Origin of the sequence: Pseudomonas sp. SHLD1 (genome assembly GCF_028640935.1) — a bacterium.
Lineage (GTDB): Bacteria > Pseudomonadota > Gammaproteobacteria > Pseudomonadales > Pseudomonadaceae > Chryseomonas > Chryseomonas aestiva.
Genome location: NZ_JAQZAD010000006.1, coordinates 290216 through 305549 on the forward strand (window position 1 = coordinate 290216; position 15334 = coordinate 305549).

The window sequence follows — 15334 nt, forward strand, 5'->3', positions numbered from 1 at the left end:
TCGGGGGTCGCTCGGCTATTCCAGCAGCCGAGCGACCTCGCCACTGGCCTTGAGCTGCGCGAACGCCGTGCGCAGCCGGGCTACCAGCGGCGCCGGCGTGGTCGGGCTGAACGCCATGTACAGCGGGGTATCGAGATCCTCCAGGGCGGCGAGGCGGCGCAATCCCGGACAGGCGCTAGCCGCGTCCTGGCAGAAGCGAATGGCATCCTGCTCCGGCAGCAGCACGGCATCCACCTGACCATTGAGCAAGCGGCTGAAGTTGTCCTTTTGCTGGCCTGACACCACCAGCTGCTGGAAGCCGAGCGACTGCAAATACTGGTGGCGCACATCGTCGCGCATCACGCCCAGCCGATAGGCGCGGGCGTCGTCGAGACGCTCGATACGCACGTCGTCGCGATTCGCCAGCCGATAGAAGTAGTACCGCAGGCGCATGACCTCCCCGACCCACTGGAATTGGGTCTCGCGAGCCGGCGTGCGGGCGATCAGATAGATCAGCACCCCTGGCTCGTGCAGGGCCAGATCATAGGCGCGAGCCCAGGGATAGAGTTCCAGGCGGTAGTCGGTGATACCCGCCAGGGCCAGGGTACGCTCCACCACCGAGGTCGCCGGCCCACCCACCCGACCGTCCACGCTCCAGCTCAAGGACGTCTCTTCCGTCACGGCGCGCACCGTGGCGGCCTCCACGCCCGGCCCCAGCAAGGCCAGCAGGGCCAGCAGGGCCAGCAGGGCCAACAACAGATGACGCTTCATGGCAGCGGCTCCTCAGGCAGATGACAGCTGCGATGGCGCCCCAGGCTTTTCGCGCGGTAGAGCGCCCGGTCGGCCTGGCGCAGCAGGCTGGCGAAATCGTGCATATCGGTACTCAGGGTGGCATAGCCGATGCTCAGGGTGACGTGGCCAGCAGCCTCCGAGCCGGCATGGGTGATTTCCAGCGCGGCGACGGCCCGGCGCAAGCGCTCGGCCATCGCCCCCGCGCCCGCCAGATCGGTCGCGGGCAGCAGAACCGCGAACTCTTCGCCGCCGATCCGCGCCACCAGGTCGCCTGGGCGCGTGACGACCTGCTGCATGGCGGTCGCCACCTGCTGCAGACAGACATCGCCCTGGGCATGCCCATAGGTATCGTTGTAGCGCTTGAAAAAGTCGACATCGCAGAGCAGCAGCGCGAGGGGCTCCCCGGAGCGTCGCGCGCGGCGAAACTCCACCTCCTCGGCCTCGTCGAAACAGCGCCTATTGGGCAGCCCGGTGAGCGGATCGCTGCGCGACAGTTGCTCCAGCCGCGCGTTGGCGCTGCGCAACGCCTCCTGGGACGTCAGCAGGTCGCGCAATTGCAACTGGTGATGGGAGGCATGCAAGAGCAGTTGGGTGGTCATGTTGATGAGGGCGCGTTCATCGGTGCGCCACTCGCCGCCCAGATTGCAGCCGAAGAGCAGCAAACCGTCTTCGTCCTCGGCGATCCGCAGATGGACCAGCGCCAAGGCTTCGTTACCTAGTGCCAACAGCGGCTCCGCCGCGTCACCGAAGGCGGCCACGAGCGCCTCGCGCGTCGCGAAGGTACGGGGGACCTCGGGTTCCAGCAGGGCTTCCAGCACCTGGGCGCAGGGCGGCGGCAGTGTCAGACCGGCGGCCAACGGCTCGGCGTCGCGGAACCAGCCCTGGTAAAGGCGATAGGACGCATCCCGGGTGTCACGCTTGAACCAGAAGGCCTGACGCGCGCGCAAGCGTTGTGCGACCTCTTGTAGACAGAGCTGGCAATGCCGGTCGAAGTCCGCGTAAGGCGCATGGATCAGTTGGTTGGACAGCCTCAGGATGGTTTGCTGCGCCGTCGCCAAGGCCTCGAGCTCTGCCGTGCGCTCGCGAACTCGCTCCGCCAGGAGATCGCGATGCGCGGCGAGCTCTTCTTCGTGGCGATGCTGTTGGGCCAGGTAGCCCGCCAGGTTGCCCTGCAGGGTATTGATGCCACTCACCAGCAGATCCAGCTCGTCCTGGCGAGTAGGCCGCCGCAGTCGAAGGGGCTCGGCGAGGGTGGCGGCCGTCAGCCGGGACAGGTGGCGGGCGATCCGACGGACATGCAGGGTAACCAGCCGATTGAAGGCCAGGCTGACCAGGCCGGCGAGCAGCAGGGCGAGTGCCAGTTGGGTCAGCAGGGTACTCGCCACGCTGTCGCGCAATTCGCGCCAGAGCAGGGCTTCATTGCCTTGGATGAGGAGTTCGCCGAGCACCTCGTGACCGCCCGGATAGGGACTGTAGACCAGCGAGGAGCTTCGACTCGGCGCCAGGCTCGAGGGCGCCCAGTCGGCCTGCTGACGGGATTGGACGTCGGACTCCTGGCCGTGGCCGGTCAGCCGCAGCTCGATACGGCCGACCGAGGCGATGCGCGACGCCCCGTCCAGTTGCGCCTGCACCGCGGGCTTGTCCAGTTCCCAGATGGCCTTGGTCAGGGTCGACTGGTACACCTGCTCCAGCAATTGCAGCTCGGTATCCATACCCAGGCGATTCTGTTCCCAGATATTCCAGGTGCGCAGCCCTGCCGTGGCCGCGGAAAACAGCAGACAGAACGCCACCGTCAGCAAGGCCAGGCGGTTACCGAGCGAGAGGCGTTTCAGCACGCCCCTCATAGCCAGCGCCGCTGGAGTTCGGCCAGCGTACCGTCCTGTTGCAACGTCACGAAGGCCGCCCGCAGCCGTGCCATCACCTCGGGAGCGGTGCCCAGGCTGGCCGCCAGATACAGCGGATAGGGGGGGGCGCAGTAGGCCTGCCGCAGATCGCCCTGGGGATCGTAGCCGGCCTGGCGAGCGAGGTGATCGGCCACGGCGCGGTTGGCGATCCACAGGTCGACCCGACCGGCTTTGAGTTTCTCCAGGTTGAGGCTGTAATGCGTGCCGGATTGCAGCTCCCGTCCGACGGTGAAGCCCTGCTCCAGCAGGATGCGCTCTCCCGCATCGCCGTTGACCGTAGCGATTTGCAGGCCGCGGGCCGCCTGCAGGCTGGCCAAGGGACACACGCGGTCCCGCCAGCTGAACAGGCAGAGGGTGGTCTCGGTCAGGGGCACCACCCACTCGAACAGCGCCTCGCGCTCGGGCAGACGCGCCATGGAAAAGACGAGGACATCGGGCCGGCCCTGGGCCTGGGCGAAGGCCCGCGCCCACGGCATGACCTGCGGCTCGGCCGCAAGCTCGGCCCGGGCCAACAGCAGCCGCACCAACTCGACGGAAAAGCCGGTCACCCGGCCATCCGGCTGGACCACGCTGAACGGCGGATAGTCCTCGGTCACCAGTTGCAGTGCGCCGGCACGGACGCCCGTGCACACCAGCACCAGACCGAGAATCAGCCAATGCAAGAAGCTGCTCGTCACGAAGCCCTCCCCCCGTCCGAGCGTGATGTCGTCTGACGTTATCGGGCTGCCGTGACGAAACTTGAAGCGGCGGGGCTAGTCTCGCCGGGGGATACCATAACGGCGCAGGCGCATGGCAATGGCCGAGTGGGACGTCTGCAACCGCGCGGCCAGCTGGCGGCTGGACGGGTACTGTGGGTAGAGCCGCTCCAGTAGCGCCGCCTCGTAACCCTGGACGGCGGCCTCCAGGGTGCTGACCTCGGTCTCGACCTGCCCCGCCACCGCCGTCCCGGCCAGGTCGAGGTCGTCGACGTCGATCTGGCCACTCTCGCTGATGGCGGCGGCGCGAAAGAGGATGTTCTGCAATTGCCGCACGTTGCCCGGCCAGGCGTTGCCCAGCAGCACGCCATAGGTGGCCGGCGCCAGGCGGCACGGCGGTCGGCCGATCTGAGCGCAGGCCTGCTGCAGAAAATGCCGTGCCAGCAGCAGGATGTCCTGGCCCCGCTCGCGCAGTGCCGGCACCTGCAGGCTGAGCACATTGAGGCGATAGAAGAGGTCTTCGCGAAAGGTACCGGCGGCGACCATGGCCTGCAGATCGCGATGGGTGGCGGCGAGGATGCGCACGTTGACCTGGGTTTCCTGGGCCCCGCCAACGCGGCGGAAGGTGCCATCGGAGAGAAATCTCAGCAGCTTGGCCTGCAGATAGGGCGACATCTCGCCGACTTCGTCGAGAAACACCGTGCCCTGGTCGGCCAGTTCCAGCAGGCCCGGCTTGCCGCCGCGCTGGGCGCCGGTAAAGGCGCCCGGGGCATAGCCGAACAATTCGCTCTCGGCGAGGCTTTCCGGCAGGGCCGCGCAGTTCAGCGCCAGAAAGGGCGCCTCGCGCCGCGCACTGGCCGCATGGCAGGCGCGCGCCACCAGTTCCTTGCCGGTGCCGGTCTCGCCAAGGATCAGCAGGGGCGCCTCCAGGGCGGCCAGGCGCTGGGCGCGGGCCTTGAGGGTGCGGATGGCAGCGCAGTCGCCGAGCAGCGAATCGAAGCCCTCGGGGGTGTCGTGGCGCAGCGCCGAGAGGCGGCCACCGATACGGCTGGGGGCATAGAGGGTCAGCAGGCCACCGGCCAGGCCGCCCACCGGTTCGCCGATGGGGGTGGCGTCCAGCAGCAGCGCCTGGCCGCGCAGTACCACCTCGCGCAGGGGCAGGCGAAAGCCCTGGTCCAGCAGTTCGGCGGACAATTCGCTGTCATTGAAGAGCTCGGCCAGGGTGTTGCCGGCGCCTTCCCCGGCCAGGGCGGCAAAGGCCGGATTGGCCAGCAGGATGCGGCCCTCGCCGTCCACCGCCAGCACCGGATCGGCCATGGCGGCGAGCAGGGCGTCGAGCTGCAGGGAGCGGCGCTGGCCGGGCAGGATGTCCACCACCCGCACCGCCTCCACCCCCACCACGGTCAGCAGGGCGGCGCGCAACTCCTCCAGCACCGTCGCGCTCAGGGTCGGCGCATCGATGTAGACGTTGGGCGGCACCATCTCCACGGCGTCCAGGTTGAGATTGCGGGCACCGAGCAGCGCCAGGACTTCCTGGGTGATGCCGACACGATCGATGAACGACACATGGATACGCATGGAAACCCTGGGGTCTGAGTGCGAAAGGACTAATGCTACCCAAATGCTCGGGGTAGAATCATTTCTCATTTACCGAGGCGGGAACGCGATGAACAACAAAGACCCCCTTCTTCTCGATCAGCAGCTGTGCTTCGCCCTGTACTCCACCTCGCTGGCCATGACCAAGGTGTACAAGCCGCTGCTCGAAGAGGTGGGCCTGACCTATCCGCAGTACCTGATGATGCTGGTGCTGTGGGAAAACGATCGGCTGCCGCTCAAGGAGCTGGCGCGCCGGCTGCACCAGGACTCCGGCGCCCTGACCCCGGTGCTCAAGCGCCTGGAAGCCGAGGGCTACGTGACCCGGCAGCGCAATGCCGAGGACGAGCGCAACCTGTCCATCGAACTCACCGAGTCTGGCCGCGCCCTGCGCGAGCGGGCCCGGGAGATCAACGGCACCATCAGCAGCTATTGCGCGCTGGGCGATGCCCAGATGAATGCCCTGCGCGAAAACCTGATGACCCTGAGAGCCAAGCTGGAGCGTTAGCCTCCTTCGCTGCCGCTGGTCGGCTGCTCCTGAAAATATATTTGCGCGATAACGAATATCGCGATAACTTAAATCCGTACCCGGACGATTCCTTCGGTCAACGTCCGAACAATAAGTTATCGCGATACCTAAACAGGAGCACGCCATGAACATCCTCTATACCGCTTCCGCAACCAGCACCGGTGGCCGTGACGGCCGTTCCATCAGCAGCGACAAGGTCCTGGACGTGCAGCTGTCCACGCCCAAGGAGCTGGGCGGCGCCGGCGGTGCCGGCACCAATCCCGAGCAACTCTTCGCCGCCGGCTATTCGGCCTGCTTCATCGGCGCGCTCAAGTTCGTCGGCGCCAAGGAAAAGATCGCCGTTCCGGCTGACGTCAGCGTGACCGCCCAGGTCGGCATCGGCCCGATCCCCACCGGCTTCGCCCTGGACGTCGAGCTGGTCATCAGCCTGCCGGGCCTGGAGCGTGCCGTGGCCGAAGACCTGGTCGAGAAAGCCCACCAGGTCTGCCCCTACTCCAACGCCACCCGCGGCAACGTGGACGTGCGCCTGACCCTGGCCTAAGGGTCGCGGTATTACCCTGGCGCCTCCGCCGAGGCGCCCGGTCCTTCCCGTTCGAGGAGTCATCTGTCATGCGTACCGTCTCTCGCCTGCTTGGCCTTTCCGCGCTCAGCCTGGCTCTGGGCAGCGCCTTCGCTGCGCCCCAGCCCGATCCGCACCTGGAGCGCACCACCCAGGGCTTCGTCGATGCCCTGAACGGCAGCGGTGGCAAACCCCTGGAAACCCTGAGCCCCAAGGACGCCCGCGCGGTGCTGGCCGGCGCCCAGTCCGGCGTCAAGGTCGATCTCTCGGGGGTCAAGACCCGTGAAAAGACCATCCAGGTCGACGGCAAGCCGCTGCAGCTGACCATCGTCCGCCCGGCGAACGCCAAGGGGCAGACACCGGCCTTCATGTTCTTCCACGGCGGCGGCTGGGTGCTGGGCGACTTCCCCACCCACCAGCGCCTGGTGCGTGACCTGGTGGTGGCCTCCGGCGCCACGGCGGTGTTCGTCAACTACACCCCGAGTCCGGAAGCCCACTTCCCGGTGGCCATCAACCAGGCCTATGCCGCGACCCAGTGGGTGGCCGAGCACGGCAAGGACATCGATGTCGACGGCAGTCGCCTGGCGGTGGCCGGCAACAGCGTCGGCGGCAACATGGCCGCGGTGGTCAGCCTGATGGCCAAGGACAAGGGCACGCCCAAGCTGCGCTACCAGGTGCTGTTCTGGCCGGTGACCGATGCGAGCTTCGACAACGGCTCCTACCAGACCTATGCCGAGGGCCGCTTCCTGACCCGCAACATGATGAAGTGGTTCTGGGACAACTACACCACCAGCGACACCGAGCGCGCCAACGTCTACGCCTCGCCGTTGCGGGCCAGCGAGGCCCAGCTCAAGGGTTTGCCGCCGGCGCTGGTACAGACCGCCGAGAACGACGTGCTGCGAGACGAGGGCGAGGCCTATGCCCGCAAGCTCAACGCCGCCGGCGTCGATGTCGTCCAGGTGCGCTACAACGGCATGATCCACGACTACGGCCTGCTCAACGCCCTGGCCAAGGTACCCGAGGTCCAGGCTGCGCTGACCCAGGCCGGCCAGTTGCTCAAGCAGCACCTGCAGTAAGGCAGGCGCGGTACCCGGGGGGGGGGGTGGCTCCGTTCGCGGCGCCATCCCCTTTGCGTTTCAGGGCTGCTCGCCCAGGGCCGCGAAGCGTTCCGCCAGCCAGCCGTGCAGCTGCCGCACCGCCGGCGAGAATTGCCGCCGGTGCGGGCAGAACAGCTGCAGCGGCAAGGGCTCGCCGGGCTGCTCGGGCAGCAGCCGCACCAGCCGACCGCGCTGCAGGTCGTCGCGCATGTCCAGCCAGGACTTGTAGACGATGCCCTCCCCGGCCACCGCCCAGCGCCGCACCACCTCGGCATCGTCGCTTTGCAGGGGTCCGCTGACGGCTACCTGGCGCAGGCCACCGTCGGCCTGTGGAAAGCTCCACTTGTCATAGGTGCGCCCATGCAGCTGGTAGAGCAGGCAGGCGTGCCTGGACAGGTCGTCCAGGCTGCGCGGCGCGCCCTGGCGGGCCAGATAGGCCGGCGCCGCCGCCAGCAGCCGGCGATTGTCCGGGGCCAGCGGCAGGGCCACCAGGCTGTCGTCCTGGCTGCGGCCGTAGCGGATGGCGATGTCCACCGGATCGCGATAGACGTCGGCCTGCTGGTCCGAGACGTAGAGCCTGAGGGTCAGGCCGGGATGGCGCTGACGAAACTCGGCCAGCCAGGGCAGCAGGAGATTGCGCCCCAGGTCCGAAGGCGCCGCCACCTGCAGCACTCCGCGCAACTCAGGACTCTCCCCCTGCAACCGCTCGCGCCCTTCGCGCAAGGTCTCCAGCACCTCGCGGGCATAGGGCAGATAGGCCTCGCCCTCGGCGGTCAGGCGCAGGCTGCGGGTCGAGCGGGCGAACAGGCGAATGCCCAGTTCGCGCTCCAGCCGGCCGATGGCGGCGCTCACCTGCCCCGGCAGGAGGTCTGCCTCGCGGGCGGCGCGGGAAAAGCTGCCGAGGGCGGCGGAGCGGACGAAGAGGCCGAGGTCGTCGAAGCGGATCATTTTCACTCCTGCAGTGAAGGTGCTATCCGATTCTGCCGCTTTTTCCGGTCGAGCATGAAGACGACCATGGGCTCACGTCTTCTTATCGTACAAAGGAACCCGCCCATGAAAGCCATCGTCCACGGTGACACCACCCTGCCCGCCAGCGATCCCCGTGCCCTGCAGGACGCGGTGCTGCCCGACCCCACGCCCGAGGCCCATGACCTCCTGGTGGAAGTCCGCGCCGTGTCGGTCAATCCGGTCGATACCAAGGTGCGCCAGGGCCTGGTGCAGCGCGAGTCCAAGGTACTGGGCTGGGACGTCTCCGGCGTGGTCTGCGCCGTGGGCAGCGCCGTCAGCCGCTTCGCCGTGGGTGACGAGGTCTACTACGCCGGCGAGCTGTTCCGCCCCGGCTGCAACAGCGAACTGCACCTGGTCGACGAACACCTGGCCGGGCACAAGCCCAAGCGCCTGGATCATGCCCAGGCCGCGGCCCTGCCGCTGACCGCCATCACCGCCTGGGAATTGCTGTTCGACCGTCTCGGCGCGACCGAAGGCGGCGGCGCCGGCCAGCAGCTGCTGGTGATGGGCGCGGCGGGTGGCGTCGGCTCCGTGCTGGTGCAGCTGGCCCGCCAGCTCACCGAGCTGACGGTGATCGGTACCGCCTCGCGCCAGGAAACCCAGGACTGGGTGCGCCAGCTGGGTGCCCACCACGTCATCGACCATCACCAGCCGCTGCGACCCCAGCTCGAAGCCCTGGGTCTGGATGGCGTGACCCTGGTGGCCAGCCTCACCCACACCGATGAGCACTTCACCCAGCTGGTGGATGTCCTGCGGCCCCAGGGTCGCCTGGGCGTGATCGACGATCCGGCGCAACTCGACGTGGTGCCGATGAAGGCCAAGTCGCTGTCGCTGCACTGGGAACTGATGTTTACCCGCTCGCTGTTCCAGACCCCGGACAAGGTGCAGCAGCACGAGATCCTCGAACGCGTCGCCGGACTGATCGACCAGGGCACCCTCAAGACCACCCTCGGCGAGCACCTGGGCCGGATCGATGCCGCCAACCTGCGCCGCGCCCATGCCCAGCTGGAAAGCCATCAGGCGCGCGGCAAGCTCGTGCTGGAGGGGTTCTGATGCCTCGCTTGAGTGCCCTGACCCTCGCCGTCGCCCTGGCCGTGGGTAGCCTGACGGCCCAGGCCGTGCCGCTGCCCCAGGAGCACACCCTTGGCCAGCTGGAGCCGGTGTTCGCCTTCCAGGACGCCATGCCCACCGGCGTCACCGTCAGCGAGACCGGGCGGATCTTCGTCAACTACCCGCGCTGGGGCGACGCGGTGCCCTTCACCGTCGCCGAACTCAAGGACGGCAAGGCCGTGCCCTACCCGGACGCCGCGCTCAACGTCGAGACCCCCGGCCAGCCGGCCAAGGGCTTCATCAGCGTGCAGAGCGTGGTCGCCGACGGGCGCGGCCACCTCTGGGTGCTGGATACCGCCGCCCCCGGCTTCGCCGCGCCCAAGGCCGGCGGCGCCAAGCTGGTGGCCATCGACCTCAAGACCAACCAGGTGGTTAAGACCCTGGTCTTTCCGGCCGCGGTGCTCGAACCCAAGAGCTACGTCAACGACGTGCGTTTCGACTTTCGCGTCGGCCGCGCCGGGGTGGCCTATGTCACCGATTCGGCCCCTCCGGGCGGACTCATCGTCCTCGACCTCGCCACCGGCCAGGCCCAGCGTCACCTGACCGGCGCGCCCCAGGCCAACGTCGACCCCAGCTTCGCCCCGGTGGTGGAAGGCGAACCGTTGCTGATGCAGCGCCCCGATGGCAGCAAGGTCCGACCGGCCATCGCCAGCGACGGCATCGCCCTGTCGCCGGACGGCGGCACCCTCTACTTCAGCCCGCTGTCCAGCCGCCACCTCTATGCCGTGCCCACCGCCCTGCTGCGTGATCCCCAGGCAAGCGAGGCCCAGGTGCGCGCCGGGGTGCAGGATCTCGGCGAGAAGGGTGCCTCCGACGGCCTCGAAGCCGATGCCCAGGGTCGCGTCTATGCCGGCGACTACGAGCACAACGCCGTGCGCCAGCGCCAGACCGACGGCAGCTGGAAGACCCTGGTCCACGATCCCCGTGTGCTCTGGCCCGACACCTTCAGCATCGGTCCGGACGGCTACCTCTATTTCACCGCCAACCAGCTCCATCGCCAGGCCCAGTTCCACGGTGGCCAGGACCTGCGCCAGAAGCCCTACAGCCTGTTCCGCGTCAAGATCGACGCCCAGCCGGCCCCTACCCACTGATCCGATCAGGAGTTATCCATGCAGCTGTCCCAGATCGCCCGCACCCGTTACACCACCAAGGCCTTCGACGGCTCCCGCAGCATCCCGGCCGAACAGGTCGAGGAATTGCTGGAGCTGCTGCGCCAGGCGCCCTCCTCGGTCAACTCCCAGCCCTGGCACTTCGTGGTCGCCGCCAGCGCCGAGGCCAAGGCGCGCATCGCCCAGGGCATGCAGAGTCCCTACAACGAACCCAAGGTGCTGCCGGCGTCCCACGTCATTGTGCTGTGCACCCGCCTGGAAATGACCGAAGGCCACCTGGCCCAGGTGCTGGAGCAGGAAGCCCAGGACGGCCGCTTCGCCAAGCCCGAGGCGCGCGCCACCCAGGACGGCACCCGCCGTCACTTCGTCGACCTGCATCGTCATGAGCGCAAGGACGTGCAGCACTGGATGGAGAAGCAGACCTACCTGGCCTTGGGCACCCTGCTGCTCGGCGCCGCCGCCCTGGGCATCGATGCCACCCCCATGGAAGGCTTCGACGCCAACAGCCTGGACCAGGAACTGGGCCTGCGCGAACAGGGCTACACCGCCCTGGTAGTGGTCGGCCTGGGCTATCGCGGCGAAAGCGACTTCAATGCCGCCCTGCCCAAGTCCCGCCTGACCCGCGAGCAGGTGTTCACCTTCCTGTAAACCGCAGGACCTCGTAGCGTGGATAACGGCGCAGCCTTATCCACAGTACGAACCGGTAGCCGCCAGTGGAAAACGCTGGCGCGGTTTTCCACGCTACGCAGGCGTAGGTTGGGTTGAGCGCAGCGAAGCCCAACAGCAGCACCCATAAAAAAGCCGACCGTCGCGAGACGGTCGGCTTTTATTCGCGGCCATGCCGGTGCGCCGTAGCGACCGCTCCTACAGGGGCGATGCTTTTCATGCTTTTGTAGGAGCGGCCGCATCGGCGGACCGCCATGGCCGCGATAAATCCGGGTTACGCCGAGCCCAACGAGTCCCAACGCTACCTATCCCCATCAACCGCCCTTCAGATCCGCCAGGATCGAGAAGGCGCGCAGGCGATCCGCCTGCTCGTAGACGTCGCAGGTAAAGATCAGCTCGTCGGCGTCGGTCTTTTCCAGCAGCAGCTCCAGGCGCTCGCGGACCTTGTCCGGGCCACCGATCACCGCCATGCCGAGGAAACTCGACACCGACTCCTTCTCGTGGGGCAACCAGACCCCTTCCATGCTGCGCACCGGCGGTTGCAGGCGCAGGCTGTCGCCGCGGAACAGGGCGAGGATGCGCTGGTAGACGGTGGTGGCCAGGTAATTGGCTTCGTCGTCGCTGTCGGCTGCCACCAGCGGTACCCCGAGCATCACATAGGGGCGATCGAGCACCTTGGACGGCTTGAAGTTCTCGCGATAGAGGCGGATGGCCTCGTGCACGTAGCGCGGCGCGAAGTGCGAGGCGAAGGCATAGGGCAGGCCCTTGGCCGCCGCCAGCTGGGCGCTGAACAGGCTCGAACCCAGCAGCCAGATCGGCACCTCGGTACCCGCACCCGGCATGGCGATCACGCCCTGCCCCGGCTGTTGCGGCCCGAAGTAGTGCTGCAGCTCTTCCACGTCCCGCGGGAAGTCGTCGGAGCTGCCCAGGCGATCACGGCGCAGGGCATAGGCGGTGCGCTGATCCGAGCCCGGTGCGCGACCCAGGCCGAGCTCGATGCGGCCCGGATACAGCGAAGCCAGGGTGCCGAACTGCTCGGCCACCACCAGCGGCGCATGGTTGGGCAGCATGATACCGCCCGAACCCAGGCGCAGGGTGCTGGTGCCAGCGGCCAGATAGCCCAGCAGCACGGCGGTCGCCGAACTGGCGATGCCGTCCATGTTGTGGTGCTCGGCGACCCAGTAGCGGGAAAAGCCGAGTTGCTCGACGTGGCGCGCCAGATCCAAGGCGTTGTGCAACGCCTGGGCGGCATCGCCATCGTCACGGATGGGAGCGAGGTCGAGGACCGACAGGGCGGTCTTAGCGAGACGGGTCATCAGAGAACTCCTCGGCGACCTGATCGTAGGCCGCCCTGTGGCGCTGAATGAGAGGCTGCTTCGCGGAGGCCCAGGCGGCCAGGGCGCCCACCGGCACCATCAGGCTCTGGCCCAGTTCGGTGAGGGCGTATTCCACCTGGGGCGGCTTGCTCGGCGTCACCGTGCGGGACACCAGGCCGTCGCGCTCCAGCTGGCGCAGGGTCACGCTGAGCATGCGCTGGGAAATGCCGTCGACCCGCCGGCGCAATTCGTTGAAGCGCAGCGGACCGGGTTCCAGGGTAAAGAGCGTGAGCAGGGACCAGGCATCGCCGATCCGGTCCAGCACGTCCCTGATCGGACAGGCGTGGGCATGCAGGCGGCGACGGCTGGAGATACGACTGACCACGGCGTCCATGGCGATCCTCGAAGCAGAACTGGCTTCCAGCCTACGCCTTTCGGGCGGTTATTAAAAGTAACCACCCATCAGGACTGGTATTGCCGCCTTGGCGAGGGCACAATCCAGGAGGTCGTGACCGTTTTTATTGATTGAACGTTCAATAAAAAATAGTTACCCTCCGAGGCTCCTTCCGCTCTGTCCAGGAGATGCCTCGTGCCCAAGGTCGGGATGCAGCCCATCCGCCGTTCGCAGCTCATTGCCGCGACCCTCGAAGCCGTCGACGAAGTCGGCATGGGCGACGCCAGTATCGCCTTCATCGCCCGCAAGGCCGGGGTCTCCAACGGCATCATCAGCCACTACTTCCAGGACAAGAACGGCCTGCTCGAAGCCACCATGCGGCATCTGATGAATGCCCTGCGCCAGGCCGTGCGCGAACGCCGCGCTGCCCTGCCCGGTGACGACCCAGCCGCCAACCTGCGCGCCATCATCCAGGGCAACTTCGACGATACCCAGGTCAGCGGCCCGGCCATGAAGACCTGGCTGGCCTTCTGGGCCACCAGCATGCACCAGCCCAATCTGCGCCGGCTGCAACGCATCAACGACCTGCGGCTCTACTCCAACCTCTGCTGGCAATTCCGTCGCCTCCTGCCCCATGAGCAGGCCCGCGCCTCGGCCAAGGGCCTGGCCGCTATCATCGACGGCCTCTGGCTGCGCGGCGCCCTCTCCGGCGACACCTTCAACACCCAGCAGGCCCTGCAGATCGCCTACGACTACCTGGACCTGCAACTGGCCAAGGCCTGACCCCTCTCTCGCCGCCCCGCCCGTCCACTTGGCGCGGGGCTCTCCTCCCGCGTTTCCCGCTCCCTCCCCGCTTCGACAGAACCGCTCTGGGCCGCCCATCGCCCCGTTTCGGCACGCCTGTGAATTTTTCATTGATTGAACGTTCAATAAAAATTAAGTAGACTGGATTCATCGCTGGCGCAGAGAGACCTTTCTTTCGCGCCCCCTGTGTTCCTTGCGGGTGCCACGGCGCCCGCCCAGATTGGGAGAACGTCCATGGCCCGTTTCGCCGAACAGCAGCTGTACATCGGTGGCCGTTATGTCGCCGCCACCGGTGGTGCCACCTTCGAAACCCTGAATCCCGCCACCGGCGAGGTGCTTGCCACGGTGCAAAGCGCCAGCCGCGCCGACGTGGACAAGGCGGTGGCCGCCGCCGCCGCCGGCCAGAAGGTCTGGGCCGCGATGACCGCCATGCAGCGCTCGCGCATCCTGCGCAAGGCCGTGGACATCCTCCGCGAGCGCAACGACGAGCTGGCGCTGCTGGAAACCCTGGACACCGGCAAGGCCCTGTCCGAGACCCAGGCCGTGGACATCGTCACCGGCGCCGACGTGCTCGAGTACTACGCGGGTCTCGTGCCGGCCCTGGAAGGCGAGCAGATCCCGCTGCGCGAGACCTCCTTCGTCTACACCCGCCGCGAGCCGCTGGGCGTGGTTGCTGGCATCGGCGCCTGGAACTACCCGATCCAGATCGCCCTGTGGAAATCCGCTCCGGCCCTGGCCGCCGGCAACGCCATGATCTTCAAGCCCAGCGAAGTCACCCCGCTGACCGCGCTGAAGCTGGCCGAGATCTACACCGAGGCCGGCCTGCCCGCTGGCGTCTTCAACGTGGTCAATGGCGTCGGCCCCGAGGTGGGCGTGGCTCTGACCGAGCATCCCGGCATCGAGAAGATCTCCTTTACCGGCGGCGTCGCCACCGGCAAGAAGGTCATGGCCAGCGCCGCCGGCTCGACCCTCAAGGAAGTCACCATGGAACTGGGCGGCAAGTCGCCGCTGATCGTCTGCGATGACGCCGACCTGGATCGCGCCGCCGACATCGCCGTCATGGCCAACTTCTTCAGCTCCGGCCAGGTCTGCACCAACGGCACTCGCGTTTTCGTGCCCCAGGCGCTCAAGGCCGACTTCGAGGCCAAGGTGGTGGAGCGGGTCAAGCGCATCAAACTGGGCGATCCGCTGGCCGCCGAAACCAACTTCGGGCCGCTGGTCAGCACCCCGCACATGGAGAAGGTGCTGGGCTACATCGCCCAGGGCCAGGCTGAAGGCGCCCGCCTGCTCATGGGTGGCGAGCGCGTCACCCAGGGCGAACTGGCCAGGGGCAACTTCGTCGCCCCCACCGTCTTCACCGATTGCCGTGACGACATGGCCATCGCCCGCGAAGAGATCTTCGGCCCGGTCATGAGCATCCTGGCCTATGCCGACGAAGACGAGGTGGTGCGCCGCGCCAACGACACCGAATACGGCCTGGCGGCCGGCGTGGTCACCCGTGACCTGGCCCGTGCCCACCGCATGATCCATCGCCTGGAAGCCGGCATCTGCTGGATCAACACCTGGGGCGAATCCCCCGCCGAGATGCCGGTGGGTGGCTACAAGCATTCCGGCGTCGGTCGCGAAAACGGCCTCACCACCCTCGGCCACTACACCCGCATCAAGTCGGTGCAGGTCGAGCTGGGCGACTACGCCTCGATCTTCTAAGTCGCTTTAGCAGCGCTTTTCTCCCCTCTCCGCCGGAGAGGGCCCGGGGCTGGGGCCGGACCCCACCCGCCG

15 protein-coding genes are annotated in these 15334 nt (G+C 67.5%); 8 read left to right on the forward strand and 7 right to left on the reverse strand.

Translation table 11 applies throughout. From position 1 onward, the window contains the following. Positions 1 to 15: 15 nt before the first annotated feature. The 4 genes from PVZ77_RS01350 to PVZ77_RS01365 all read right to left on the reverse strand — a co-directional run bounded on the left by PVZ77_RS01350 (position 16) and on the right by PVZ77_RS01365 (position 4948). Positions 16 to 750 (reverse strand): substrate-binding periplasmic protein, encoded by a 735-nt coding sequence (locus PVZ77_RS01350; RefSeq protein ID WP_273805615.1) that lies wholly within the window; start codon positions 748 to 750, stop codon positions 16 to 18. Next, the gene (locus PVZ77_RS01355; protein WP_273805614.1) at positions 747 to 2606 is read right to left on the reverse strand and encodes a GGDEF domain-containing protein; all 1860 of its coding nucleotides are present in this window, start codon (positions 2604 to 2606) and stop codon (positions 747 to 749) included. The genes PVZ77_RS01350 and PVZ77_RS01355 overlap by 4 nt, the downstream gene beginning before the upstream one ends. A gap of 5 nt (positions 2607 to 2611) precedes the next feature. Next, positions 2612 to 3352 (reverse strand): substrate-binding periplasmic protein, encoded by a 741-nt coding sequence (locus tag PVZ77_RS01360; RefSeq protein WP_273805613.1) that lies wholly within the window; start codon positions 3350 to 3352, stop codon positions 2612 to 2614. 75 nt (positions 3353 to 3427) lie between these two features. Then, complete coding sequence (locus PVZ77_RS01365) at positions 3428 to 4948, reverse strand: sigma-54-dependent transcriptional regulator (protein ID WP_108581666.1); 1521 nt, start codon at positions 4946 to 4948, stop codon at positions 3428 to 3430. An 88-nt stretch (positions 4949 to 5036) separates the two neighbouring features. Here PVZ77_RS01365 and PVZ77_RS01370 point away from each other — a divergent pair, with 88 nt between their 5' ends. From PVZ77_RS01370 to PVZ77_RS01380, 3 genes are all read left to right on the forward strand, one after another. Beyond that, the gene (locus PVZ77_RS01370) at positions 5037 to 5471 is read left to right on the forward strand and encodes a MarR family winged helix-turn-helix transcriptional regulator (RefSeq protein WP_027597356.1); all 435 of its coding nucleotides are present in this window, start codon (positions 5037 to 5039) and stop codon (positions 5469 to 5471) included. A gap of 145 nt (positions 5472 to 5616) precedes the next feature. Beyond that, the gene (locus PVZ77_RS01375) at positions 5617 to 6033 is read left to right on the forward strand and encodes an organic hydroperoxide resistance protein (RefSeq protein WP_027597355.1); all 417 of its coding nucleotides are present in this window, start codon (positions 5617 to 5619) and stop codon (positions 6031 to 6033) included. A gap of 68 nt (positions 6034 to 6101) precedes the next feature. Beyond that, a complete protein-coding gene (locus PVZ77_RS01380; RefSeq protein WP_027597354.1) occupies positions 6102 to 7127 on the forward strand; it encodes an alpha/beta hydrolase in 1026 nt (341 codons plus the stop codon). Positions 7128 to 7187: 60 nt separating this feature from the next. Here PVZ77_RS01380 and PVZ77_RS01385 read toward each other — a convergent pair whose 3' ends face one another. Beyond that, positions 7188 to 8096, reverse strand: a complete 909-nt coding sequence (locus PVZ77_RS01385) for a LysR family transcriptional regulator (RefSeq protein WP_027600609.1) — start codon at positions 8094 to 8096, stop codon at positions 7188 to 7190. A 105-nt stretch (positions 8097 to 8201) separates the two neighbouring features. Here PVZ77_RS01385 and PVZ77_RS01390 point away from each other — a divergent pair, with 105 nt between their 5' ends. The 3 genes from PVZ77_RS01390 to nfsB are packed head-to-tail and all read left to right on the forward strand — an operon-like array spanning position 8202 to position 11023. Beyond that, positions 8202 to 9209 (forward strand): zinc-binding alcohol dehydrogenase family protein, encoded by a 1008-nt coding sequence (locus tag PVZ77_RS01390; protein WP_273805612.1) that lies wholly within the window; start codon positions 8202 to 8204, stop codon positions 9207 to 9209. Then, complete coding sequence (locus PVZ77_RS01395) at positions 9209 to 10357, forward strand: L-dopachrome tautomerase-related protein (protein WP_273805611.1); 1149 nt, start codon at positions 9209 to 9211, stop codon at positions 10355 to 10357. The genes PVZ77_RS01390 and PVZ77_RS01395 overlap by 1 nt, the downstream gene beginning before the upstream one ends. Before the next feature lie 18 nt (positions 10358 to 10375). Further along, entirely contained in the window at positions 10376 to 11023 is a 648-nt protein-coding gene (gene nfsB, locus PVZ77_RS01400) for an oxygen-insensitive NAD(P)H nitroreductase (RefSeq protein ID WP_027600607.1), read from the forward strand. Between the two features lie 332 nt (positions 11024 to 11355). Here the strand turns inward: nfsB and PVZ77_RS01405 are convergent, their stop codons facing one another. Together PVZ77_RS01405 and PVZ77_RS01410 are read right to left on the reverse strand one after the other, a co-directional pair. Continuing rightward, positions 11356 to 12357, reverse strand: a complete 1002-nt coding sequence (locus PVZ77_RS01405) for an LLM class flavin-dependent oxidoreductase (protein WP_007159949.1) — start codon at positions 12355 to 12357, stop codon at positions 11356 to 11358. After that, complete coding sequence (locus PVZ77_RS01410; RefSeq protein WP_027597349.1) at positions 12341 to 12751, reverse strand: winged helix-turn-helix transcriptional regulator; 411 nt, start codon at positions 12749 to 12751, stop codon at positions 12341 to 12343. The genes PVZ77_RS01405 and PVZ77_RS01410 overlap by 17 nt, the downstream gene beginning before the upstream one ends. Positions 12752 to 12946: 195 nt before the next feature. On the opposite strand from PVZ77_RS01410, the gene betI reads away from it, so the two are divergent. After that, a complete protein-coding gene (betI, locus tag PVZ77_RS01415; protein WP_007159951.1) occupies positions 12947 to 13534 on the forward strand; it encodes a transcriptional regulator BetI in 588 nt (195 codons plus the stop codon). Positions 13535 to 13789: 255 nt separating this feature from the next. Then, positions 13790 to 15262, forward strand: a complete 1473-nt coding sequence (gene betB / locus PVZ77_RS01420; RefSeq protein ID WP_273805610.1) for a betaine-aldehyde dehydrogenase — start codon at positions 13790 to 13792, stop codon at positions 15260 to 15262. The last annotated feature ends 72 nt before the right edge of the window (positions 15263 to 15334 follow it).